This window comes from Thauera aromatica (assembly GCF_023093595.1).
Taxonomy (GTDB): Bacteria; Pseudomonadota; Gammaproteobacteria; order Burkholderiales; family Rhodocyclaceae; genus Thauera; species Thauera aromatica_A.
Map to the genome: position 1 here is coordinate 20,854 of NZ_JALLIK010000084.1, position 22,878 is coordinate 43,731.

Here is a 22,878-nt window from a genome sequence, read left to right on the forward strand (position 1 = left end):
CTCGGGCGAGGGCGCTTCATCCTGCCAGCGGGGCGAGCAGGTCGAGCAGTTCGCGCAGGAAGCCGAGCACGGCGCTGAAGTGCGACTGCACGAAGCGGCCGAGGTCCATCATCAGCACCGCCAGCAGCACCAGGCCGACGCTGAGCGAGGCCGGCAGGCCGATGTTGAACACGGTGAGCTGGGGCGCGGAGCGGTTCAGGATGCCCAGCGTCAGGTTCATGATCAGCAGCGGTGCCACCAGCGGCAGCGCCAGCAGCAGGCCGCTGGCGAAGATCGTCGCGCCGTAGCGCGCCAGCATCGCGAAGGCGCCCGGTTCGAGTCCGCCGAACCCCACCGGCAGGGTGGTGAAGCTGGCGGCGAGGATTTCCAGCACCACCAGGTGGCCGTCGAAGGCGAGAAACAGCAGCAGCGTCACCATGTGCAGCAGGCGCGACAGGATCATCGTGTTGGTGCCGGTGTCGGGCGAGAAGAAGGTGGCGAAGGCCAGGCCCATCTGCAGGCCGATGAATTCCCCCGCCGCCTGCACCGTGGCGAAAGCGACCTGCATCACGAGGCCGATCGCCACCCCGATCAGGATCTGCTCGAGCACGATGCCCGCGCCCGTCCAGGTAAACGGTCCGCCTGCGGGCAGGGGCGGCAGCGTGGGGGCAACCAGGATCGACACCAGGGCGGCGAGCCCGATCTTCGCCTGCGTCGGCACGCTGCTGTGGCCCCACAGCGGCGATGCGGCGAGAAACCCGGTGATGCGCGCGAACGGCCACAGGAAGGCCGTGATCCAGAGCTCGAGCTGGGCCGCGTCGACGGTGAACATCGCGAGCGGGCGCTCAGCGCACCAGTGTCGGCAGGCTGGTGAACAGCTCGCGGGTGTAGGTGGTGATCAGTTCGAGCAGCCAGGGTCCGGCCAGCACCAGCACCGCGAACACCGCGAGGATCTTCGGGATGAACGACAGGGTCATCTCGTTGATCTGCGTCGCGGCCTGGAACAGGCTGATCAGCAAGCCGGTGAGCAGGGCCATCAGGAGCATCGGCGCCGCCAGCAGGACCGCGGTCTGCATTGCCTTGTACGCCAGGGTCATCACCATTTCGGGAGTCATGGACGCGTCTCCGGTGGGCGCTTCAGACCTGGAAGCTCGCCGCCAGCGAACCGATGACGAGCTGCCAGCCATCGACCAGCACGAACAGCATGAGCTTGAACGGCAGCGAGATCGTCGCCGGCGGCACCATCATCATGCCCAGCGACATCAGCACGCTCGCCACCACCAGGTCGATGATCAGGAACGGCAGGAAGATCGTGAATCCGATCTGGAATGCGGTCTTCAGCTCGCTGGTCACGAACGCCGGCACCATCACCTGCAGCGGCACGTCCTCCGGCCCCTGCATCGGGCCGGCGCCGGCGAGGCGGGCGAACAGCGCGAGGTCGGGTTCGCGCGTCTGCGCCATCATGAACTCGCGGAACGGCCCCTGGGCGATGCGCAGGAATTCGCCGAAATCGATCGTGCCCGCGGCCAGCGGCTGCCAGGCGCTGTCGTAGACCTGGGCCAGCACCGGCGACATCACGAACAGGGTCAGGAACAGCGCGAGACCGAGCAGGACCTGGTTCGGCGGCGCCGACTGGGTGCCGATCGCCATGCGCAGCAGGCTGAGCACGATGACGATGCGGGTGAAGCCGGTCATCATCAGCACCAGCGCGGGGAGGAAGGCCAGGCTCGACAGCAGCAGCAGGGTCTGCAGCGGAATCGACCACTGCTGGGCGCCGCCGCTCAACGGCTGGCTGACGAGGCCGGGCAGCTGCTGGGCGAACAGCGGCAGGGGCAGGAGCAGGGTCAGCGCCAGCAGCCCGCCGGCGGTGAAGCGCTTCACGGCGCCTCCGGCGGGCTGCCGGTGCCGATGCGTTCGCGCAACTCGGTGGCGAAACTCCGGGCCGGTGCCCCCGCTGCAGCGGGTGCGGGCTCGATGCGCTCGAGCAGGCGCACGCCGTCCGCGCCCACTCCGAGCACCAGCCAGCGCCCTTCCACCTCCACCACTTCGACGCGCTCGCGCCCGCCCAGCGCCAGCGTACCGACGCGGCGCAGCCGGCAGCCGGCGCCGGCGACCCGTGCCGGGCCGAAGCGGCGCAGCAGCGCGGCGCAGGCGAAGATCAGCACGAGCACGAGGGCCAGTGCCGCCGCGCTGCGGCCGAACAGCGCCAGGCCGAACAGCGAGTCGGCAGCGCCGGCCTCGAGCGCGACAGACGCGGCGGGGCTGGCGCTCATCGCTGGTTGAGTTTCTGCACGCGCTCGGAGGGAGTGATGATCTCGGTGATGCGGATGCCGTAGCGGTCCTCGATCACCACCACTTCCCCCTGGGCGATCAGGTAGCCGTTGATCAGGATGTCCATCGGCTCGCCGGCGAGGCCTTCGAGCTCGACCACCGATCCCTGGGCGAGCTCGAGCAGCTGCTTGATCGTGATCCGGGCGCGGCCCAGCTCGACCGTCAGATGGACCGGGATGTCGAGGATCATCTCGAGGTCGCGCGCCTGCGCGGTGCCGGCACCGCCCTGGGCGAGCGGGCGGAACACGTCGTCGCCGGCGCTGCGCGCGTTCGCTGCCGGCGCGGGCGCTGCAGGGGGCTCCACCGTGCCCTGCTGCTCGGCGAGCGCCGCCGCCCATGGATCGTCGTCGGCACCGGCCGCCGGCGCTCCCTGGTCCTGCTCGGCAAACGCCGCGGCCCAGTCGTCGTTGAGGTCCGGTTGGGAGGGATCGGGATCAGTCATGCTTGGCTTTCCTTGGGTTTCGATGCGGCAAGGCCGGCCAGCGTGCCGGCCTGCGGGCCGTCGGGCACATGGTCGATGAGGCGGCGCACGCGCAGCGCGCGCTGGTCGCGCTGGCGGCCGTACTCGCATTCCATCACCGGCACGCCGTCGACCTTGGCAAGGATGGTTTCGGGCAGTTCGAGCGGCAGCACGTCGCCGGCTTTGAGCCCCAGCACCTGGGCGATGTGGCTCGGCAGGGTGGCGAATTCGGCTACCAGCTCGACCTGCGAGTGGCGCAGCTCCCCGGCCAGGCGCTGGCGCCAGTTGCCGTCGCCGGTGCGGGCGTCGTTGAGCGGGTTGGTCAGCAGGTCGCGCAGCGGCGCGATCATCGTGTACGGCATGCAGATGTTGAAGCTGCTGGAGAGGTTGCCGACCTCGATGTTGAACACGGTGTTGACGACGATCTCGTTGGGCGAGTTGGTGATGTTGGCGAAGCGCGACTGCATCTCCGAGCGCAGGTAGCTGATCTCGAGCGGATAGACCGCCTTCCAGGCTTCGCCGTAGGCTTCGATGGCGAGCGCCAGGATGCGCTGGATGATGCGCTGCTCGGTGTTGGTGAATTCCCGGCCTTCGGACTTCGCCAGGAAGCGTCCGTCGCCGCCGAACAGGTTGTCGACCACCATGAACACCAGGCTGGGCGGAAACACCACCAGGGCCGAGCCGCGCAGGGGCTTGAGCGCGACCATGTTGATGTTTGCCGGCACCGGCACGTTGCGCGAGAACTCGCTGTAGCTCAGGTAGCGCACGCCATCGACGGTGATGTCGACGGTGCGCCGCATGAGGTTGAACAGCCCCATGCGGAACTGCCGCGCGAAACGCTCGTTGATGATGTCGAGCGTGTGCAGGCGATCGCGCACCACGCGGTGCTGGGTGGCCGGATCGTAGCGGCGCAGGCGGGCCGCGGCGGGGCTGGGGGTGGCTTCGTTGTCGCCGCTGACACCCTTGAGCAGGGCATCGATCTCTTCCTGCGACAGCAGATCGTCCTGTGACATGGCGGGCGGCCGGGCTTACTGCACGATGAATTCGGTAAACAGCACGTCCTCGATGGCCGGGGCGGCGTGAGTGCTCGAGAACGGCGCCTGCAGCACCGCGCGCATTTCGGTGAGCAAGGATTCCTTGCCGCCGGGAGCGGTCAGCTCCGCGGCCTTGCGCCCCGGGAACAGCATCAGCAGGCGGCTGCGCACCTGCGGCATGTGCTCGACCAGGGTCTGGCGGCTGCGCTCGTCGGCGACTTTCAGGCTGAGGCCGGTGTAGAGCAGGCGCGGCCCGTAATTGTCTTCGGGAAGATTCACCGTGAACGGTTCGATGCGAACGAAGATCGGCGGCGGCGGCGGCGCCTCGGGTGCGGCCGCGGTGGCGGCTTCGCTGCTGCGCGCGCCCATCAGGACATACAAGGCCATGCCGGCGCTGGCCAACGCCAGTGTCGCCAAGACCAGCACGAGCATCAGCATTTTGCTCGAGCCGAGCTTCGTTGCACTCATCGGGTTCCCTTGATCATATCTGGATCAACTCGGCAGTATCGCGTGCCGGAGCGCGTGGCGATGCCCCGAACAGGGGCACTGCAGCCGCCGTTCTTCCCGGTTTGCTGGCTGTGGCGGGCGAACGCTCACACATGGATGTCGACCCGTCCGGCGGCGAGCAGTGCCGCGGCGGCGGCGGCTTGCACCGCGGTGCCGGCTTCGCCGCCGTCATCGGCCGACGCTTCACCGCCGGCGCGGTTGCCGGCAGTGAAACCGGCGCTGCCCTGCGAGTCGCCGCGGCGGTCGCTGACTCCGGCTTCACCGAGCGTGATGCCCTGGCTGGCGAGCGCTTCGCGCAGCTGCGGGATGGCCTGTTCGAGCGCTTCGCGCACCTGCACGTGGTGGGCGACGAACTGCAACTGGGCGCTGCGCTCGGTCATCGACAGCGTGACCGACAGCGGGCCGAGCTCGGGCGGGCTCAGGCGCAGTTCGATCTGGCGCGCGCCGTCACGCCCGTGCACGAGCAGCTGCTGGCCGAGTTCGATCGGCCACTGTGCGCTGCCGGGCAGATGGTGGAGGGTGGCGCTGGCCGGTGCTGCGGACGGGCCTGCAGGGGCTGCGCCAGCCACGGAGGCAGGGGGGGCGGCCGGCGGGGAAGCCGACACCGCTTCGGCTGCGATCGAGCCGAACGAAGCGGGGGCGGCCGGAGCGGGGGCCGGGGAAGGCGCGTCGGTGGCCGCCGGTGCCACCGTTGCCGGGGCTGCCGGAGCTGTCATAGCGGGCGTGCCGCCGTCCGCAGGCGTGGTGGTGCGGGAGGCGGATTCGTCGGCCGCTGCGGTCGCAAGGGTAGCGACCGGCAGGACGGTTCCGGCCGGGGCGCTGGCGGTGGAGGCCGCCGTGCGGGCTGCCGCCGTTTCGCCGACGACGGGGGCAGTGCCGGGTAGTCCCGGCGCTGCGCTGTCGGCGCCGGCGGGGGTAGCGGGGAGGTTCGTGGTGATGCGGGTTGCGGGCGTCGTGCCCGGCAGCGCCGCTGCGATGGCGGCGCCGGCTGCACCGCGGTCGGCCGGCGCGAGCGCCGCTGCAGGATCGTCGGGGCGTCCCGGTGCGGCCGCCGCCGCGTCCAGCCGAAGGCTGTCGCCTGCCGCCGTGGCGGGGGGAGTGGCTTCCGGGGGCAGGGAGACGTGCCCGGACGGGAGGGGCGGGGCTACGGGGAGGGGCGGGGCTGCCGGGAGGGTGGCGGCAAGCTGCGACAGATCGGTTGTCGCGTCTTCGCTGCTTTCGTCTACGGGCTGTTCCGGAAGGAGGGAAGCGGCCGCCAGCGGATCCTCCGGCGCGGGCAGGCGGGTTTCCATCCCGGTTCCGGGCGCGACTGCGCCGAGCGCCGCCTGCAAGGCGGCGGCGAGTGCCGTCCGGCCGTCCTGGGGGGGGCTGCCCGGTGCGGAAGGCACCGGGGGAATGGATGGCGCTGCGGCCGGCGGCGCGCTTGGCGGTGTCGGGCTGCGGCCGGCGAGCGCTGCGCTCATTGCGCTGGCGAAAGTCGCGGGTGCCGCGCTGTCACCGCTGCCGGCGCCGGGAAGAAGGGAAGCAGGGGCTCCGTTGGCGCCCTGAGTGGGGGCCATGCCGAGCAGAGTGTGAAGATCGATCATCGCCATGGTTGTCCTGCTCCGTGCTCGCGGGCATTCGGCCCGCATCGAAATCCGAAGGTGGCGCCGGAAGGGGCGCGCATGCCGTGCATGGGGTCAGCGTCCGCGCTGCGCCTGGCGCCGGGCCAGGCGTCCGGTCACCAGCTCGTCGCTGGCGCGGAGTTCGGCGCGCTGTTCCAGCACCGCCTGCTGGAGCACGCGCCGGCTCGCCAGGGTGTCGTAGGATGCGACCCGGCGGCGGGCATTGTGCCAGTGGCGGATGCCGCCCTCCACTTTTTCATGCTGGGCGGCGAGTGCGCTGCGGGCGCCTTCGAGGGCGCTGTCGAGCGAGGCGAGGAAGCGCCGGTAATTGTCCACCAGCACCGGATCGATGCCGCGCGCCATCGCCTGCTGCAGACGCTCGAGGTATTCCTGGCGGTACTGCTCGAGCGCGCCGATGCGCGCCTCGATCTGCTGGGCGTCGCGGCGCTCCTGGCGCAGGGCGTCGCCGGCGCGGTCGCAGGCGCTACGGGCGAGCTCGAGCAGGGTGTCGAGGGTAGTGGGCGGTTTGCTCATCCGGCCGATTCTCCGAATAGCGCGGCGAGCGCCTGGTGCGAGCCTTCGAGCGCGGCGCAGTCGTCGATGCCTTGCTGGAGGAAGGCTTCGAGCGCGGGAAAGCGCGCCACCGCCTCGTCGAGCTGGGGGTCGTGGCCGGGCGTGTAGGCGCCGACCCCGATCAGATCCTGGTTGCGCCGGTAGCGCGAGAACAGCTGCTTGAAGCGGCGCGCGCGGGCGAGATGGGCGGGAGGCACGATCTCGGTCATCACCCGGCTGATCGAGGCTTCGATGTCGATTGCCGGGTAATGGCCGGCTTCGGCGAGCGAGCGCGCGAGCACGATGTGGCCGTCGAGGATCGCGCGCGCCGAGTCGGCGATCGGGTCCTGCTGATCGTCGCCCTCGGTGAGCACGGTGTAGAACGCGGTGATCGAGCCGGCGCCGCGGCGGCCGTTGCCGGCGCGCTCGACCAGCGCCGGCAGCTTCGCGAACACCGACGGCGGGTAACCCTTGGTCGCCGGCGGTTCACCGATGGCGAGGGCGATCTCGCGCTGGGCCATCGCGTAGCGCGTCAGCGAGTCCATGATCAGGAGCACGTCGCGCCCTTCGTCGCGAAAATGCTCGGCGATGCGGGTCGCATAGGCCGCACCCTGCAGGCGCTGCAGCGGCGAAGTGTCGGCCGGCGCGGCCACGACCACGGCGCGGCGCCGCCCCTCTTCGCCGAGGATGTTGTCGATGAAGTCCTGCACTTCGCGGCCGCGTTCGCCGATCAGGCCGACGACGATGACATCGGCGCGGGTGTAGCGCGCCATCATCCCGAGCAGCACCGACTTGCCGACCCCGGAGCCGGCGAACAGGCCCATGCGCTGACCGCGGCCGACGCTGAGCAAGGCGTTGATGGCGCGGATGCCGACGTCGATCGGCTCTTCGATCGGGGCGCGCGCGAGCGGGTTCAGCGGCGGCGCCGACAGCGGCGCGCGGGCGATGCCGTCGAAGGCGGGGCCGTCGTCGAGCGGCTCGCCGTTGCCGTCGACGACCCGCCCGAGGAGAGCCTCGCCGACCGGAAAGCGGCGCGCATCGTGCGCGGCGCTGCCGTCTTCGAGCGGAAACACGCGGGAGCCGGGCATCAGGCCGACGGTGTCGGCAAGCGGCATCAGGAACAGGCGCTCGCCGGCGAAGCCGACCACTTCGGCGGCGGCGGCGCGCGGTTTGCCGTCGGCGCCGGGCGGGAGTTCGATGCGGCAGGCGTTGCCGAGCGCGATGCGCAGGCCGATGACTTCGATCACCAGCCCGGTGGCGCGCACCACGCGCCCGCTGCGATGCACCTGCGGGCAGTGCTCGACGCGGGCACGCACGCGGCGCAGGGTGTCGCACCAGCGCGCGCCGTGAGCGGCGGCGGCGGGCGAGGGCGGCGGCGCGGCGGGGGATTCAATCATGGCCGTCGTGCTCGCTGCCGCCTTCGGTGGGGCGGCGGCGGCGCAGCTGCGCCTTCACCGCCTTCCAGCGCGTCGCCCAGGTGGCGTCGAGTTCGCCGCCCGGGCTGACCAGGCGGCAATCGCCGCGCTGCAGGGCGTCGTCGGGCTGCAGCGTCCACCCCGCGGCCTGCAACTCGCTGCCGAGGTGGCGCTCGACCAAGCGGCAGTCCTGCGGATTGAGCCACAGGCGCGGTTGTCCGGCGGGTGCGGGGTCGCTGTGGAGCAGCAGGCGGACGATTTCCAGCACCTGCTGGGGGCGGGTGCGCAGGGCGTCGAAGGCGAGCTGGCGGCCGGTGGCGAGGGCGAGTTCGGCAAGCTCGTCGGCGACCATGCGGTCGAGTTCGCCGAGCGCTTCGCCGAATGCGCAGGCGAGGGTGCGCAAGGGTTCGAGCGTTTCCCGGCAGCGCCGCTCGAGTTCGGCCTCGGCCTCGGCGCGGCCTTCGGCGAGCCCCTGGGCCAGCCCCTGGGCGCGGCCTTCGGCCAGTCCCTGCTCGAAGCCGGCGCTGCGTCCGGCCTCGAACCCAGCGCGGCGCTCGGCTTCGGCGGCATCGCGCCGGAGCCGCTCGCGCCGCGCCGCGAGCACGGCCTCGTGCCCGGAAGGGGGCGCGGTGCGTCCGCCCGGCGCGGCCGTGGCGGGCGCGACGAACTCGTCGAGCTGCCAGCGATGCCAGGCCGCCGAGCCGGCGCCGCGCTTGTCAGACATAGGCGTCGTCTCCGCCGCCGAGCACGATCTCGCCGCTCTCGGCGAGGCGGCGCACGACCTGCAGGATCGTCTTCTGCTCGGCCTCGACCTGCGACAGCCGCACCGGGCCGCGGGCGTCGATGTCCTCGCGCAGGAGGTCGGCGGCGCGCTGCGACATGTTGCGCATGAACTTGTCGAGCAGCTCCGACGGCGCGCCCTTGAGCGCGACCGACAGCGCGTTGGGGTCGATGTCCTTGAGGATCAGCTGGATCGCGCGGTCGTCGAGTTCGAGCAGGTTCTCGAACAGGAACATCTCGTCGATGATCTTCTGCGCCAGGCCTTCGTTGTAGGCGCGCACGGTCTCGATCGCCGATTCCTCGGTGGCCGAGTTCATCAGGTTCAGGATCTCGGCCGCGGTGCGCACGCCGCCCATCTTGCTGCGCTTGATGTTCTGGCCGTCGAGCAGGCCGGAGAGCACCTCGGTGAGCTCCTGCAGCGCGCTCGGCTGCACCCCGCTGAAGGTCGCCACGCGCAGCATCACGTCGTTGCGCTGTTTTTCCGGGAAGTGCTCGAGCACCTGCGCCGCCTGGCGGCGTTCGAGGTGGATCAGCACGGTGGCGATCACCTGCGGGTGCTCCTCGCGGATCAGGTCGGCCACCACCGAAGCTTCCATCAGGTTCAGCGCATCGATGCCCGAAGACGATTCGGACTGCTCGAAGATGTCCTCGATCAGGCTGGTGGCGCGCTCGCTGCCGAGCGCCTTCACCAGCACCGAGCGGATGCGGTCGCTGGAGTTCAGGTTGAGCGCGGTGAATTCCTCGGTCTCGGCGTGGAAGCTGGCGAGCACGGCGCGCATCTCTTCGTGCGAGACCTGCTCGAGCGCGGCCATTTCCTTGGTCACGCGCTGGATCTCGGTGGCGGACAGGAACTTGAAGACTTCGGCGGCGACGTCCTCGTCGAGCGCCAGCAGCAGGATCGCGCTGCGGCGCAGGCCGGGGATCGACTGTCCGGGCGACGGGTTACTCACTTGAATTCATCCAGTTGCGCACGATCATCGCGATCAGGCGGGGGTCGTCCTGGGCCATTTCCTGCAGGCTGCTGAGGTGGGCCTCGTAGGCCGAATTCCGGCGCTTGCGCTTGGACGGCTCGTAGACCACCTCTTCCTCCTCTTCTTCTGCCGCTTTCGCCGCTTCGGCGGCGGCCTGGCTTTCCGCCGCGGCCGCCGTCGTGGCGGGCACCGCCCGCCGCAGCAGCGGGCGCAGGATCAGCAGGTAGAGCAGCAGGGCGGCGAGTGCGACGAGGCCGTAGCGGACCAGCGGCAGGATCAGGCTGTCGAAGGACGGCGACTGCCACCAGTCGAGGGCGAGAGGTTCATCCTCGGCGCGCATGAAGGGGCTGTTGACCACTTCGACCTGGTCGCCGCGCGCCGCTGAAAAGCCGATCGCCTGGCGCACCAGGCGGTCCACCTGGGCCAGCTCTTCGGCGCTCAGGGCGACGCTGCGCAGGGCCCCGTTCTCGTCCGTCTCGGCGCGGTGATTGACCACCACCGCGGCCGATAGCCGGCGCAGCTGGCCGCGCGGGTACTGGATGTGGGCGATGGCGCGGTCGACTTCGAAATTGACCACCTCGTCGCGCCGCAGCCGTTCGGGGTCGCGGGCGAGCCCGGCTTCGGCGGCGGCCTCGGCCGGGGCGTCGATCGGTGACGGCGGGGTAGCGGGCGGAACGTTGCTGAGCGCGCCCGGCACCCCGCCGGCGAGGTCTTCGCGGGCGCCGTAGTCGAGCGTGGACTGGCGGCTGCGCACCGCGGCCTCGTTCGGTGTCTGGTTCGGGCCGTAGCGCTCGGAGGTTTCCTCGCGCCGCGAAAAATCGATTTCGGCGACGACCTGGGCGCGCACGTTGGCGGCGCCGAACAGCGGTGCGAGGATGTTCTCGATGCGGTGCTGGAAGGAGCGTTCGATTTCGGCGACGAAATCGAGCTGGGTATTGTCCATGTCGCGCGCGCCGGCGGCCGGCGTGCTCAGCAGGCGGCCGTCGTCGCCGACCACGGTGACGTTCTCCGCCGCCAGTTCGGGCACGCTGCTCGACACCAGGTGCACGATCGCGCGCACCTGGCCGTCGCTGAGGCTGCGCCCGGGGTGCAGGCCGACCACCACCGAGGCTTTCGCCGGCTCGCGTTCGCGCACGAACACCGAATTGCGCGCCAGCGCCAGGTGCACGCGCGCGCTCGCCACCGGGCTCATCGCCCCGATCGAGCGCGACAGCTCGCCTTCGAGGCCGCGCTGGAAACTGATCTGCTCGGCGAACTGGCTGGCGCCGAAGCGTTGCTGGTCCATCACTTCGAGGCCGACGTTGCCCGCGCGCGGCAGCCCTTCCTCGGCCAGTTGCAGGCGCAGCACGTGGACTTCGCTGGCCGGCACCATCAGGGCCTGGCCGCCTTCGCTGAAGCGGTAGGGCACGCCGCGCTGGTCGAGCGCGGCGATGATGCGCCCGCCGTCGGCTTCGCCGAGATTGCTGAACAGAACCCGGTATTCGGGGCGCCCGGCCCACATCAGCAATACCGCCACCACCGCCACCACGGCGGCGGCGGCAATGGCGAAGGCCAGCATGGGGTGGGCACGCAGCGAGCCGAGCGCCTGCGCCACGCCCGCGCCGCGGGCGCCTGCGGCCTGGTCACTCATGGGCGGGCCCGGATACGGTCGTGTGCGGGAGACGGAACGGGTTGATCGGATGCCGTGTTTGCATGTTCGGGTGCCGGTTGCGCTGGAAGCGGCGGCAGGGCGGAATTTGGATGACCGCTCATTATCATGGTCGGGGACAGAGCAAAAGAGTGGAACAGCTCCGCTTTTCGGTGCCAATTGTGCCCACCGGCAGGGGGGGTGCGCTGCTAGACTCGGCCCACCCCGTGCAGCCCTCGCCTCGGTGGGTGAAGCTGCACTCCGGCCCTTCTTCTTTCGGTGTACCCAATGTCCTCCCCCATCCAGTCTTCCCTGCAGGCCCTGCAAACGCTCGCTGCCCAGGCTGCGGGCGGGGCGAAGGCCGCATCCGTGCAGACCAGCGTGGGCGCGGGCGGCTTTGCCGACGAACTGGCGGCCTCGATCGACCGCATCAACCGCCTGCAGCAGCAGGCCGGGGCGAAAGGGCTCGCCTTCCAGTCCGGCGCCCCCGGCGTCGAGCTCGACGACCTGATGGTCGACATGCAAAAAGCCAGCCTCGCGTTCCAGATGGGCGTGCAGGTGCGCAACCGGCTGATCTCGGCCTACCGCGACATCATGAACATGCAGGTGTAGATTGCCCGCCCCGCCTCAGCACCCGGTTGCGGGGTGAACGGGCAGGGGCGGATCAGGCGCTGGAGCGCAGGATCAGGCCCTGGCTCTGGTCGAGCCGGCGGGCAATGGCGAGAACTTCCTCGGCGGGAATCTGGCGCAGCAGCTCGCCCGATTCGCGGTCGACGACGCGGGTGATCCAGCGCCCGGAGTCCTCGTCGAGGCTGAATTCGAGGCCGTAGCCGCGCATCACCTCGTTGATCCGCTTCAGCGGTTCGACCAGCTCGCCGCGGCTGGGTGCGGCGGCGCCGTCTTCGGACAGCACGCTGGTGGCCGGTGGCAGGCGCGACATCACCTGCTCCAGGCGCTGGCGCGGAGTGAGGTCGTAAAGGGCGGGCCCCGCAGGGGCGGCGCCGGCGTCGATCAGCGGTGAGCTCATGGTCGTGGGTCCTGGTGAAGGATCATCGAATCACGGTAGTGGCGGGCCGGGTGGCGTACTCAGGCCGTCGCGCCGGAAAGCAGCAGCTTCTGCCCCGCGGTGTAGGCCTCCGCGCCCGCGACGCCGGGGTGGTGGGCGGTGATCTCGTCGGAAACCTTGAAGCGGTCGATCTCGTCGCTCATGTCTGCGACCTGGTCGTCGAGCGACTGGCTGGCGGCGGCGGTTTCTTCGACCAGCGCGGCGTTCTGCTGGATCATCTGCTCGAGCTGCGACACCGCCTGGTTGATCTGGCCGATGCCGGCGGACTGCTCGTCGGCGGCGGTCGAGATTTCCGCGATCTGGGTGGCCATCTGCTTGACCCGGCCGGCGATCGCTTCCAGCGTCTCGCCGGTGGTGGCGACCAGCTTCTGCCCTTCGTCGATGCTGGCGACGTTGTCGGCGACGAGGTTGCGGATCTGCTCGGCTTCGTTGGCGCTGCGGCTCGAGAGCTTGCGCACTTCCGCGGCGACCACCGCGAAGCCGCGGCCGTGTTCGCCGGCGCGGGCGGCCTCGACCGAGGCGTTGAGTGCGAGCAGGTTGGTCTGGAAGGCGATGCTGTCGATCGCGGCGACGATCGAAGTCACGCGCTGGTTGGCCTCGTGGATGCGCTGCATCGCGGCGCGCGCCGCGGTCGATACCCGGGTGGCCTCGTCGGCCTGGGTGGCGACTTCGGACGACACCGCCTGCGCGCTGCGGGCGTGGTCGGCGGTGTTGCGCACGGTGGCGGTGATCTCTTCCAGGCTGGAGGCGATCTCGACCAGCGCGGTGGATTGCTGCTCGGTGCGGCTGGCGAGATCGTCGTTGCCCTGGGCGATCTCGCGGCTGGCGATGCCCACCGACTGGGCGGTGCGGCGGATGCTGGAAACGAGCTGCTCGGTGCTGGCGAGCGAGTCGTTGAAGGCGCGGTTCAGGCGCGAGAACTCGTCGCTGCCGGGCACGTCGAGGCGGCGGGTGAGGTTGTTCTGGTCGCTGCCGAGCACGCGCAGGGTGCGTGCGAGCGGACTCAGGATGCTGCGCGCGATCAGGATCGTGGCGATGCTGGCGAGTACGGCCGAGAGGACGACCACCGCCAGGTAGCTGATCAGCGCCGCGCGCGCTTCGGCATGCAGCTCGCCGGCGCGGGCGATGAGGGCGTTGGTCATCTCGTCCTCGATCTCCTTCACCAAGCCGATCTGGCGCGATTTGAGGTCGAACCACTCGAAGGGGTCGATGCTCTTCACGTCGCCGTGGAGGGTGATCGCGTTGCGGATCTCGCTGATGCGGCGCTGCAGCTCGCCGCTGGAATAGGCTTCGGCCAGCCGCTCGCGCACCGCGGACTCGCCCATCAGCTCCACCATCTTGTAATACGTCCGTTCGTCGGTGCTGAGTGCGGCCAGGCGCTCGTAGACTTCGGCGTGGATGGTGTCGGCGTTGAGTGCGGCGGTGATCACCGCGCGTTCGATGCCGGCGGTTTCCTTCAGGCGGATCAGGACGTTGTAGACCGCCGGCGTGCGCACCCCGGCGTCGCTGCTGCCGAAGCCGGTGGCGGCGTCGATCAGTGTGATCAGCTCGCTGATGAGTTCGGTGTAGCGGCGCACGACGTCGTACGAGCTGATCTTGCGCTCGTTGATCTCGTTGCGCATCCCCACCGTTTCGGCGAAATAGGGCAGCAGCGCGCGTGCCCGCTCGAGCAGCGCGCTGCCGATGAGGTCGGGGTCGGCCTGATTGACGAAGACGGTGAACTGTTCGCGCTGCTTGTCCACCAGCACGCGCTGGGCGTCGAGCTTGGGGCGGATGCGACCGTCCTGGGTGACGACGTGCCCCGAGGAGTAGCCGCGTTCGCGCTGCAGTTCGTGGAGCAGGGCGGCGGCCTGCTGGGCGAGCGCGGTAGTGGCCTGCGGGCCGGTGGCCGCGCGCATCGCGTCCATCCGCTCGAGGATGCCGGCGAGGCCGAAATACGCCGTCGCCAGCAAGGGCAGCACGAGGGCGAGGACAAACTTGTACACGAGGGGAAGGCGGTGCAGCAGCGTGTTCATGACGATCGGAGTCTCCGTGGCAAAACGCGCCGCGTGCGGCCTGGGCCGGACGAGGCTGTTCGTGGTCTATCGGAAACCGGGCGCCGAACTTTAGGATGAAGGCGTCAAAAAACTGCAACATCCGCAGGGTCTTCGGCTCGCAGATCCGCCGGGCTATGGCCAGATCCTCCGTCTGCAGAAACAGCAGAAGCAGGGGCCGACCCCTTTCCCTCTTCTCGGGCTTCGGTGATTCTGCTCGCAGGAACAGGGGTCTGACCCCGGTTTTTCCGCTTGACCCCGGTTTTTCCGCTCAGTCATGCCAGCGCAAGGCGGTAGGGGCGACCCGCCGAGTCGCCCCTACGACCCAGGTGAAATAGGGATCTGCCCCCTTTTTTCTAGTCGCCGTCAAGCTGCTTGCAGCTCCTGCGCCAGCTCGGGGTGGCGCACGATCAGGCGCAGCAGGCACAGCACCCCGCCCGGCGGCGCAAAGCGCCCCTGCTCCCAGTCGCGCAGGGTGGCCACCGGCGTATCGATGCGCTCGGCAAAGGCCTGCTGCGTCAGCCCCGACGCCTGGCGCGCCTGGCGCAGCAGCATCTGCGCCGGCGTGGTGACCCGTCCCAGCCCGGCCTGGGCCTCTGCCAGCGCCTGGCGCAAGTCGGGCAGTGCCTCGCCGGCGTCGGCCTCGATGGCACGGGCGATCTTGTCGATGTCTTTCATGTCACAGCCCTTTCCGAATGTCTTTCGGTAACAGGTTTTCACGCGCTGACTTGGCGTAGACCGCCACCAGCAGCAGTACTTCGTTGGCCGCCAGGTTGAAGTAAATGACCCGGGCGCCGCCCGATTTGCCGGCCCCCTGGCGCTGCCAGCGCACTTTGCGCGCTCCTTCTGCGCCGGGGATCACGTCGCCTGCCTCGGGGTGCCCGGCAATCCAGACGATGAAGTCCAGCCGCTCACCTTCGGTCCACAGTTTGTCGGCCTGCTTCTGGAAGGTCGGGGTTTCGATCACGGTGCGCATGCTCTAATTATACGGGAATCCCGCAGCTCAACAAGCTGCAGGAAGTAGGGGGCTGGCCCCTTTTTTCCATGTCCAGGTCGAGACTTGGCGTATGCCAGATCAATTCCGCTGCAGCCAATCGCTGAACTCCGCTACGGTGAGGATCGGGATGTGAAACTGTGATCTGACCGCCTGAATGTCGCCATCGCCGCTGACCAGGGCATCGGCACAGGCAGCGGCAGCGAGCGCCAGGAAGACGATGTCGTCCGCATCACGCACGTCGGGCAGGCCTTGCGGTGCGGCGTCCACCTCCACGGTCTCGACGTAGGGCAGGAATTCGGCCAGAAGGCATTCCTGCTCTTCGCGGCGGAGCTTGAACTTCGGGTAGCTCAGCACCCGCAGCAGTTCGCTGACGGTGTCGCGGCTGGCCAGGGCGACGAAGCGCTTGGCCTGCCACGCCTCTCTCAACCAGGTGAAGCGGCCCCGCGAGAAGATCAGCGCGGAGACTAGGCAGTTGGTGTCGAGAACAACGCGCGGAACGCTCATGCGCGCTTTCTGGCCCAGGCGATGGCGTCACCCACATCGTCCTGGGTGATGCCCAGTTCTTCCAGCTTTGCCCGCACAGCATCGGCCTGCTGCAGACGAACCGGCGTCAGCACGATCTTGCCGTCCTCAACTGCGACGTCATAGTAGTCGGCCTCGCCAACGGTCTGGACGATGGCCTTGGGCAGGGTGATCTGGTTCTTGCTCGTGCGCTTGGCCAGCATGGCGATCTCGGAAAGTAATGAAGTAAGGAATTCAATTCTAGTCCGATTCTTACGAATGGACGTCGATTTCAACTCAACTCACGCCATGGAAACTGCTGCGCCTGGCGTCGAGAAGGGCTCCCGGATCGACAGTCATGGCTGTAGGGGCGACCCGCCGGGTCGCCCCTACGTCCCGGTGAATTGCCCCCACGACCCAGGTGAAACAGGTGCCCGACCCCTTTCCCCCTTCTCGGGCTTCGGTGATTCTGTTCGTGGCCCCTATGCGGCCTCCCACGGGTTGATAACGGTCACGCCGGCGGCCTGGAAGGGGCTTGTATCGCGTGTGGCAACGATAAACCCGTTGGCGACGGCGACCGCCGCAATGCAGGCGTCGGCAGTCTCGATCCCGCTGCCCGACTTGCGCACGGTCGCGAGCAATTCGGCATAGGCGTTCGTGCAAGCCAGGTCGAACACCGGGTCGCCCCTACGTCCCGGCGAACAGGAAATAGGGAGCTGACCCTTTTTCCCCTTCCCTTATTTGGTGTCGGGCGGGGCCTTCGACCTGCGGCCCAGGAATGCGACCCCCAGGGTGCCGATCGTGACAGTTGCGATCGTGCCGCCCAGCCAAGGCTGGCCGTTGAGCCCGGCATAAATGCCGCCGGCGATGCCGAGCGAGGCCACGACAATGGCCGAAAGCTGCCCGATCACGCGCTCGACAAAAATGAATCGGTTGACGATCACGTCCTGCCGCCTGCGGTGCTCGGCTTCGGTTCTGGTTTGCTCGATGACGAAATCAACCAGATCGGGGCGAAAGTGGTGAAGGCGCTCCAACTGTTCAACAGGCAGCAGCAGAGCATCAGACTCATGCGATTGCACCGTCAGCTGGTCACCGTTGCGATTTGTAGCCTTCGCCTGAACTGCCTTTGTTGCCATATGCTGCGGTGCTCGCCTTGATGTCGGTGCTTATGCGTCGAACGTCGCCGCGCAAGCGCATTCTGTCGTCCTTGAAGCCTTTCCCCTTGCGGGGCCGAACGTAACGGCGGCCTGTAAAGAGGTAGCTTTCGATGACGCTGGCGAAGCCATCAATCCAGTTCATCAGGTGGTTCATGTTTACCTCCAGTCATGCAAAAGCCGCACTGGTGGCGGCTTTGAATCTGACGACACAACTGTAGCATCGTTCGGCGGCGAATGTCTTGTGCCGGCTTCCGTCCCGCACTCACTGCGGTACGCAGCTTGCATCCACAGTCATGCTCTGTTCGTGGCCCCTATGCGGCCTCCCACGGGTTGATAACGGTCACGCCGGCGGCCTGGAAGGGGCTTGTATCGCGTGTGGCAACGATAAACCCGTTGGCGACGGCGACCGCCGCAATGCAGGCGTCGGCAGTCTCGATCCCGCTGCCCGACTTGCGCACGGTCGCGAGCAATTCGGCATAGGCGTTCGTGCAAGCCAGGTCGAACGGCAGCACACGCCCGACGAACATGGGCAGCACGCGCTTCTCCAGGTACTCATGCAGGTTGTTCCGGCGCTTTCCCTCCGGCAGCAGCGCCACGCCGGCGCGCAGTTCGGCCACGGTCAGTGCGGACAGGTAAAGTGTTTCCAGCGGTTGCGCATCGATCCATTCAATGACGCGGGCCCCGGGTACTGGCCGCAGCGGCTCCGAAACGACGTTGGCGTCGAGCAGGATCATTCGAAACTTGCCGCCCGGGCCGGGGTTTTGTCTCGCACGCTCTCGAAGATGGCGAACTCTTCTTCGGTCAGCTTCAGCTTGCGGCCGATCTCGGCCAGCATCGAACCGAGCTTGACCCGGCCTTGCGGCTTCACAGCGGATTCCAGAATGTCGCGCATCTCCGCTTCGATGCTGCGGCCGTGTTGAGCGGCCCGCACACGGATGGCGCGATGCACTTCATCGGGCACATTTCGGACGGTAACGGATCGCATCTTTCAAAACCTCTTTATGATGTAGGCGCTTGCAATCTAGTGGATTGAAATCAATGACGCAATCGTCAGTGTCCGCGCCCCTTTCCACCGCGCACCCAAACCGACTCGGGCGCGGTAGGGGCGACCCGGTGGGTCGCCCCTACGTCCCTGAAACAGGGGTCTGACCCCTTTTCTCTCCTACCCCTTTCCTATTTCTTCGGAACTTCCGGTTGATGAGGCCGACGGCTTACGCCGGGGAGTGCGTCTTGAGCCAGTCCTTCAGGGCGGCGTTCATGCGCGTCTGCCAGCCCTTGCCGGTGGCCCTGAAGGCTTCCACGACCTCGGCATCGTACCGGACCGTCAGGGCCAGCTTAGGGCTGCCAGCTTTCGGGCGGCCCCGGCGGACCCGCTTGTCGCCGACATACTCGTCTGCCTGCTCGAAGAACTCGTCGGTCAACTCCGGCGCATCGTCCGGGTCAATCCAGTCGGTGTGCGTAGCGCGCTTGTTCGCGTTCATTGGCTTTCCTCATGCTGATGATGCGGCGGGCTTCGCCGCGGGGCGTCCAGACCATGACCACCATCCGGCCATCCAGCTTGCCGACGGTGATGTAGCGCGGCTCGCTGTAATCCTCGCGGGTGTCCTCGGCGGTGAAGTGCCTGCCTGCGAACACCTCGCCGGCTCGGGCGAAATCCATGCCCCGCTCGGTCAGGGTTTTGTCGCGCTTGTCGGAGTCGAACTCGATTTCCATACGAATTATTGTAGTTACAACAAAAGGAGGATCAAGTGATTTTTGTAACTACATCCTTGGCACGTGCCTCCGCCCGAGCGTACCTTTGCGCCATCGCTGCCGAACAAGCAGCGTGCGGGCTTGGTCGCCCGGAAACGTCGGCGCACAGCCGCGCCTCTCTCCGCGGCTTTTTTGTGCGTGCTCGGTGTTGCTCTTATGGGCGGGCCGGGCGGGAGGGCGCAAGCCCTGCCGGTGCCAACTACCGGTCGACCAACCCGCTCGGCTCCGCCCACCCTCTTGGTCGGGGGCTGGCGGAAGTTCAAACCGCTAGTTGGCGTATCACCGCATGGCTGACACCGCCCTCACGACCCAGGTGAATAGGGGGGCGACCCCTTTCCCCCTTCCCTTATTTGGTGTCGGGCGGGGCCTTCGATCTGCGGCCCGGGAATGCGACCCCCAGAGAGGGTGAAATAGGGGTCTGACCCCTTTCCCCCCCAAAAATGAGTAAAGGAAGTCTTCGCCGGCGGACGCCGGCCACCGGCGCACGCCGTGCAAGATTTTTCGCCCCCCGCACTCGTAGAGGAACAGGGGTCTGACCCCTTTTCCCTCCCGGAATGGGTAGCCGTCAGGTATGCAGCACTGACAGGGCGCCGGGATTGGCCTCGACGATCCTCAACAGAGCGCGGGCTGGCCCTGCCGGGCGAACCCGGTGCTGTTCCCAGTTCTGCAGGGTCTTGGGCTTGACCCCGATCAGGTAGGCGAAACGGGTCTGGCTCAGGCCGGTACGTTCCCGGATGGCCTTGACGTCGGGTTCCGGAAACTCGTGCACCTTCACTTCCGCGACCGTTTCGCCACGCATGTGGCGCCCCATGTCGCGAACGCTCTCCAGCAGCGCGTCGAATTGCTTATCGTCCATGGCTCACCTCCGCGTCGATTACATCGGCCAGCCGCCGTAGCTGGTCCTTGGTCAGGTCGGCCGCCACATTTTTGGCATAGGCGTAGACCAGATAGCACTGACCATGGCGGCCCCAGTGGTAGTAGATCACCCGTGCCCCGCCTCGCTTTCCTCGTCCAGGCAACGGCACGCGCAGTTTGCGAAGGCCGTGACCACCGGGAATCAGATCCCCGGCAGCTGGGTTCTCCTGCAAGGTCGTCTGTAGCTCGCGCAGATCATCGTCCGAAACAGCCCTTGAGTGCAGCGAACGAAAACGGGGAGTTCAACGAAGACCATGCGCAAGATTGTACGCTAAAAGCGGATATCGACCAAAACAGTGTTCTCGCCCTCGAAGCTGAAGCTCATCCGCCCGTTGCCGTTCACCCAAACCGACCCGGGCCCGGCAGGGGCGACCCGCCGGCTCTCCCCTGCGTCCCCGCGCCCGCCGCGCAAGATTTTTCGCCCCCCGCCCTAAAGCTTTCCCGCCGCCGCCCGATACACCTAGCAACGGTGGTTACCGCCGTTGCGGCAGGGCGGGCAGATGCGGCGCAGCCGCGGCACGGCACCAGCCAACTTTGGACTTACCAACACAGGGGATTCAACATGTCCGTCATCAATACCAACATCACCTCGCTGATCGGCCAGGCCAACCTGAGCAAGTCGCAGAACGCGCTGACCACCGCCATGGAGCGCCTGTCCTCCGGCATGCGTATCAACAGCGCCAAGGACGACGCCGCCGGCCAGGCCATCGCCAACCGCATGAGCAGCCAGATCAAGGGCCTTGTTCAGGCCCAGCGCAACGCCAACGACGGCATCTCCGCCGCCCAGACCGCCGAAGGCGCGCTCAACCAGATCAACGACAACCTGCAGCGCATCCGCGAACTGAGCGTGCAGTCGCAGAACGGCACCAACAGCCAGGAAGACCTCGATTCGATCCAGGCCGAAATCGGCCAGCGCCTGAACGAGGTCAACCGCATCTCCGAAGAAACCAGCTTCAACGGCACCAAGGTGCTCGCCTCCACCCAGGACCTCAAGATCCAGGTCGGCGCCAACGACGGCGAAGCGATCAATATTTCGCTCAAGGAAATCAACCAGACCGCCCTCGGTCTGACCGGCTTCAACATCAACGACGCCGACGTGGCCAATGCCGCCGCCACCAGCACCGACCTGACTGCAGCCACCTTCACCTCCGCCGCTGGTGCCAACGGCACCACCGTATGGAGCAAGGATGTGATCACTGCCAACGTGGCAGCGACTTCGGCAAACGTGCTGGCCAGCCTGGTCGACACCAACTCCGTGACCTATACCGGCACCAACACTGGTCTGGGCGTTGTTGCCGATAGCAACAACTACATCTATAATGCCGCATCGGACTCCTTCACTTTCAATGCTGCCGGGGCGGGGGCGGCTGGTGTAGCCACTTACATCAATGCCGCCGCGACTGCGGCAGGCGGCAGCATCACCATCACCGCGACGATCGGTGGCGCCCAAGCCAATGCAGTAGTAGATGGTGCAACCGGCAACCTGACCTCCGAAGATGGTCAAGTCTTGTACCTTGATGGCAGTGGCAACCTGACCACCAACAATGCCGGAGGTCTGGTCCAGGCGACTACCTTGACCTTGGCCACTGCAATTGCGGCTGATGCCAGCGATGCCGACACGATCACCATGGGCGGCACTACCTTCACTGATAGTGGCGCAGCTATCGACGTGACCGGCGCCAGCGTCAGCGCTACGGCTTTCAATGCGGCTCAGGCCGGCACCGGCTACTCCACCAGCAACGGCTACTCTGTCGCCGCCGGTGGCGCCGTGACCCTGACCGCCAATGCTGCTGCGGTCAAGTTCCGTGCCTCCGACAGCACCCTGACCACCGACGCCAACACCACCGTCACCACCACCTATTACGAGCAGGCTAACGGCATGATCACCGACGGCCAGGGCGCACAGCTGTACAAGGATGCTGGCGGCACGCTGACCTTCGATGCCGCGACCGCCGGCACCGCGACGGCCGATCCGCTCGCCGCCCTCGACGATGCGCTGAAGATCGTCGACGAGCTGCGCTCCGACCTCGGCGCGATCCAGAACCGTTTCGATTCGGCGATCACCAACCTGAAGACCAACGAAACCAACCTGTCCGCCGCCCGTTCGCGTATCGAAGACGCCGACTACGCGGTGGAAGTGGCCAACATGACCCGCGCCCAGATCCTGCAGCAAGCCGGTACCTCGGTGCTGGCCCAGGCCAACCAAGTGCCGCAGGGCGTGCTGTCGCTGCTGCGTTAATTCGCAGTCACTGCAACTGCTCCCTGGTCGTTTTACAGGGAGTAGGGCTGGCAAAAAACCGCCACTCCCGACAATGGGACTGGCGGTTTTTATTCGCTTATCTTATCCATTGTTGAACACCAAGCGGCACCCGCTTTTCGGCCCCAACTTTACTTGGCCTCAACAGGAATGGCACTTACTTCGGCCGCATCGGGAGACCGAGAGAGAAGCAACACAACGCGCGCAGCTCACGCGAAGCCGGAAAGCAAAGCGGGCAACGCGACCGCGAAGGAAAATACTTTGCCGCCTGACGTAGAGGCGCGGAGGGAACAAAAAAGCGCAGTTTTTTGGCTGGCCCACTCGACTGCAGGGTCGGCTATTTCAGATGCGTCGACCTGTGTATTGTTGTTGCCCGATACTTTGAACTATGAAGAATAGGTAATTCCGTTCAGAATATTCTGAAATTTCAATGTCTAGAAATTCTTCTTTTGCCCTTTGGAGAGAGCTTTCAATATGAGTTTTTATCTGATTTAAGTCAGGTGCTCGTGTGTCACGGCGTATTTGATAACTGTATTCGTCGTCATTTATGCTCACGTGCAAGAGAATTACATCAATGTTTGCGTCTGAGTGGGTGCTCTTAATTTTGCTTTCAGAAACCTTAAAACTCTGAATTGAGTTGCCATTTGTTTTGAGCATTTTCTTTTTTGGCATGATGCCTCCATGAAATAGCTATGAGCTTGCCCCCGAAAAACGGACGCCATGAAGCAGGCCGCGCTCGAAGGCGTCATGAACTGGCCGAACTCGGCTTTGTGTTACTGCGCGGTACGGGTGCAACCTTGCGGCGCACGCTGTCTGCGGCGGTGTCTAGCAGGGTGTTGAAAATTGCGTCATCACCTTCGGCTTCCAGCTTGGCTGGAAAAAATCGACTCTGAAGAACCCCGGCGTGGTTTGGCATGAAGCGCTTTCCTGCCGTCTTTCG

31 protein-coding genes and 1 pseudogene are annotated in these 22,878 nt (G+C 67.1%); 2 read left to right on the plus strand and 30 right to left on the minus strand.

Annotated elements, in window-relative coordinates; genetic code table 11:
- Positions 1-16: 16 nt before the first annotated feature.
- From fliR to fliF, 13 genes are all read right to left on the minus strand, one after another.
- A complete protein-coding gene (gene fliR, locus MXC99_RS04015; protein WP_247724272.1) occupies positions 17-811 on the minus strand; it encodes a flagellar biosynthetic protein FliR in 795 nt (264 codons plus the stop codon).
- Positions 812-824: 13 nt separating this feature from the next.
- Positions 825-1,094: a flagellar biosynthesis protein FliQ gene (fliQ, locus tag MXC99_RS04020; protein WP_247724273.1), complete on the minus strand. Its 270-nt coding sequence runs from the start codon at positions 1,092-1,094 to the stop codon at positions 825-827.
- Positions 1,095-1,116: 22 nt separating this feature from the next.
- Positions 1,117-1,860, minus strand: a complete 744-nt coding sequence (gene fliP / locus MXC99_RS04025) for a flagellar type III secretion system pore protein FliP (RefSeq protein ID WP_282100129.1) — start codon at positions 1,858-1,860, stop codon at positions 1,117-1,119.
- Positions 1,857-2,252: a flagellar biosynthetic protein FliO gene (fliO, locus tag MXC99_RS04030; RefSeq protein WP_247724274.1), complete on the minus strand. Its 396-nt coding sequence runs from the start codon at positions 2,250-2,252 to the stop codon at positions 1,857-1,859. Before fliO ends, fliP begins: the two co-directional genes overlap by 4 nt.
- A complete protein-coding gene (gene fliN, locus MXC99_RS04035; RefSeq protein ID WP_247724275.1) occupies positions 2,249-2,752 on the minus strand; it encodes a flagellar motor switch protein FliN in 504 nt (167 codons plus the stop codon). Before fliN ends, fliO begins: the two co-directional genes overlap by 4 nt.
- The gene (gene fliM, locus MXC99_RS04040; protein ID WP_247724276.1) at positions 2,749-3,783 is read right to left on the minus strand and encodes a flagellar motor switch protein FliM; all 1,035 of its coding nucleotides are present in this window, start codon (positions 3,781-3,783) and stop codon (positions 2,749-2,751) included. The genes fliN and fliM overlap by 4 nt, the downstream gene beginning before the upstream one ends.
- A gap of 15 nt (positions 3,784-3,798) precedes the next feature.
- Complete coding sequence (gene fliL, locus MXC99_RS04045; RefSeq protein WP_247724277.1) at positions 3,799-4,272, minus strand: flagellar basal body-associated protein FliL; 474 nt, start codon at positions 4,270-4,272, stop codon at positions 3,799-3,801.
- Between the two features lie 125 nt (positions 4,273-4,397).
- Positions 4,398-5,903 (minus strand): flagellar hook-length control protein FliK, encoded by a 1,506-nt coding sequence (locus MXC99_RS04050; protein ID WP_247724278.1) that lies wholly within the window; start codon positions 5,901-5,903, stop codon positions 4,398-4,400.
- A gap of 87 nt (positions 5,904-5,990) precedes the next feature.
- Positions 5,991-6,449 (minus strand): flagellar export protein FliJ, encoded by a 459-nt coding sequence (fliJ, locus tag MXC99_RS04055; protein WP_247724279.1) that lies wholly within the window; start codon positions 6,447-6,449, stop codon positions 5,991-5,993.
- Positions 6,446-7,864 carry a flagellar protein export ATPase FliI gene (gene fliI, locus MXC99_RS04060; RefSeq protein ID WP_282100130.1) on the minus strand — a complete coding sequence of 473 codons (1,419 nt, stop codon included), beginning with the start codon at positions 7,862-7,864 and terminating at the stop codon, positions 6,446-6,448. The genes fliJ and fliI overlap by 4 nt, the downstream gene beginning before the upstream one ends.
- Positions 7,857-8,606 (minus strand): flagellar assembly protein FliH, encoded by a 750-nt coding sequence (locus MXC99_RS04065; protein WP_247724280.1) that lies wholly within the window; start codon positions 8,604-8,606, stop codon positions 7,857-7,859. Before MXC99_RS04065 ends, fliI begins: the two co-directional genes overlap by 8 nt.
- A complete protein-coding gene (gene fliG, locus MXC99_RS04070; RefSeq protein ID WP_247724281.1) occupies positions 8,599-9,612 on the minus strand; it encodes a flagellar motor switch protein FliG in 1,014 nt (337 codons plus the stop codon). Before fliG ends, MXC99_RS04065 begins: the two co-directional genes overlap by 8 nt.
- Positions 9,605-11,263 (minus strand): flagellar basal-body MS-ring/collar protein FliF, encoded by a 1,659-nt coding sequence (fliF, locus tag MXC99_RS04075; RefSeq protein ID WP_247724282.1) that lies wholly within the window; start codon positions 11,261-11,263, stop codon positions 9,605-9,607. Before fliF ends, fliG begins: the two co-directional genes overlap by 8 nt.
- 285 nt (positions 11,264-11,548) lie before the next feature.
- Here fliF and fliE point away from each other — a divergent pair, with 285 nt between their 5' ends.
- Positions 11,549-11,872, plus strand: coding sequence for a flagellar hook-basal body complex protein FliE (fliE, locus tag MXC99_RS04080; protein WP_247724283.1), 324 nt, complete (start codon positions 11,549-11,551; stop codon positions 11,870-11,872).
- A gap of 52 nt (positions 11,873-11,924) precedes the next feature.
- On the opposite strand, the gene MXC99_RS04085 is transcribed toward fliE, so the two are convergent.
- The 15 genes from MXC99_RS04085 to MXC99_RS04155 form a co-directional block, all read right to left on the minus strand.
- The gene (locus MXC99_RS04085) at positions 11,925-12,287 is read right to left on the minus strand and encodes a flagellar protein FlaG (RefSeq protein ID WP_247724284.1); all 363 of its coding nucleotides are present in this window, start codon (positions 12,285-12,287) and stop codon (positions 11,925-11,927) included.
- A gap of 59 nt (positions 12,288-12,346) precedes the next feature.
- The gene (locus MXC99_RS04090) at positions 12,347-14,341 is read right to left on the minus strand and encodes a methyl-accepting chemotaxis protein (protein ID WP_247724285.1); all 1,995 of its coding nucleotides are present in this window, start codon (positions 14,339-14,341) and stop codon (positions 12,347-12,349) included.
- A gap of 384 nt (positions 14,342-14,725) precedes the next feature.
- Positions 14,726-15,037, minus strand: coding sequence for a helix-turn-helix domain-containing protein (locus tag MXC99_RS04095; protein WP_107219744.1), 312 nt, complete (start codon positions 15,035-15,037; stop codon positions 14,726-14,728).
- A 1-nt stretch (position 15,038) separates the two neighbouring features.
- Positions 15,039-15,335: a DNA-binding protein gene (locus tag MXC99_RS04100; protein WP_247724286.1), complete on the minus strand. Its 297-nt coding sequence runs from the start codon at positions 15,333-15,335 to the stop codon at positions 15,039-15,041.
- 99 nt (positions 15,336-15,434) lie between these two features.
- A complete protein-coding gene (locus MXC99_RS04105) occupies positions 15,435-15,860 on the minus strand; it encodes a putative toxin-antitoxin system toxin component, PIN family (protein ID WP_247724287.1) in 426 nt (141 codons plus the stop codon).
- Complete coding sequence (locus MXC99_RS04110; RefSeq protein ID WP_075146905.1) at positions 15,857-16,081, minus strand: AbrB/MazE/SpoVT family DNA-binding domain-containing protein; 225 nt, start codon at positions 16,079-16,081, stop codon at positions 15,857-15,859. Before MXC99_RS04110 ends, MXC99_RS04105 begins: the two co-directional genes overlap by 4 nt.
- Positions 16,082-16,339: 258 nt before the next feature.
- Positions 16,340-16,534: a PIN domain-containing protein gene (locus MXC99_RS04115; RefSeq protein ID WP_247724288.1), complete on the minus strand. Its 195-nt coding sequence runs from the start codon at positions 16,532-16,534 to the stop codon at positions 16,340-16,342.
- Positions 16,535-16,594: 60 nt separating this feature from the next.
- Positions 16,595-16,993, minus strand: coding sequence for a hypothetical protein (locus MXC99_RS04120; protein WP_075146910.1), 399 nt, complete (start codon positions 16,991-16,993; stop codon positions 16,595-16,597).
- Positions 16,947-17,168, minus strand: a complete 222-nt coding sequence (locus MXC99_RS04125; protein WP_247724289.1) for a hypothetical protein — start codon at positions 17,166-17,168, stop codon at positions 16,947-16,949. Before MXC99_RS04125 ends, MXC99_RS04120 begins: the two co-directional genes overlap by 47 nt.
- A gap of 157 nt (positions 17,169-17,325) precedes the next feature.
- Positions 17,326-17,748 carry a type II toxin-antitoxin system VapC family toxin gene (locus tag MXC99_RS04130; RefSeq protein ID WP_247724290.1) on the minus strand — a complete coding sequence of 141 codons (423 nt, stop codon included), beginning with the start codon at positions 17,746-17,748 and terminating at the stop codon, positions 17,326-17,328.
- A complete protein-coding gene (locus MXC99_RS04135; RefSeq protein ID WP_432654226.1) occupies positions 17,745-17,999 on the minus strand; it encodes a FitA-like ribbon-helix-helix domain-containing protein in 255 nt (84 codons plus the stop codon). Before MXC99_RS04135 ends, MXC99_RS04130 begins: the two co-directional genes overlap by 4 nt.
- Before the next feature lie 226 nt (positions 18,000-18,225).
- Complete coding sequence (locus tag MXC99_RS04140; protein WP_075146911.1) at positions 18,226-18,495, minus strand: BrnA antitoxin family protein; 270 nt, start codon at positions 18,493-18,495, stop codon at positions 18,226-18,228.
- The gene (locus tag MXC99_RS04145; protein WP_247724292.1) at positions 18,455-18,727 is read right to left on the minus strand and encodes a BrnT family toxin; all 273 of its coding nucleotides are present in this window, start codon (positions 18,725-18,727) and stop codon (positions 18,455-18,457) included. Before MXC99_RS04145 ends, MXC99_RS04140 begins: the two co-directional genes overlap by 41 nt.
- Before the next feature lie 604 nt (positions 18,728-19,331).
- Positions 19,332-19,622, minus strand: coding sequence for a helix-turn-helix domain-containing protein (locus MXC99_RS04150; protein WP_247724293.1), 291 nt, complete (start codon positions 19,620-19,622; stop codon positions 19,332-19,334).
- Positions 19,612-19,854, minus strand: a complete 243-nt coding sequence (locus MXC99_RS04155; protein WP_247724294.1) for a type II toxin-antitoxin system RelE/ParE family toxin — start codon at positions 19,852-19,854, stop codon at positions 19,612-19,614. The genes MXC99_RS04150 and MXC99_RS04155 overlap by 11 nt, the downstream gene beginning before the upstream one ends.
- A 389-nt stretch (positions 19,855-20,243) precedes the next feature.
- Here MXC99_RS04155 and MXC99_RS04160 point away from each other — a divergent pair, with 389 nt between their 5' ends.
- On the plus strand, positions 20,244-21,920 hold the full coding sequence (locus MXC99_RS04160; protein WP_282100131.1) for a flagellin: 1,677 nt from the start codon (positions 20,244-20,246) through the stop codon (positions 21,918-21,920).
- A 360-nt stretch (positions 21,921-22,280) separates the two neighbouring features.
- On the opposite strand, the gene MXC99_RS04170 is transcribed toward MXC99_RS04160, so the two are convergent.
- Entirely contained in the window at positions 22,281-22,610 is a 330-nt protein-coding gene (locus MXC99_RS04170) for a hypothetical protein (RefSeq protein ID WP_247724295.1), read from the minus strand.
- 73 nt (positions 22,611-22,683) lie between these two features.
- A pseudogene (locus MXC99_RS04175) lies at positions 22,684-22,878 on the minus strand (hypothetical protein); the annotation flags it as partial.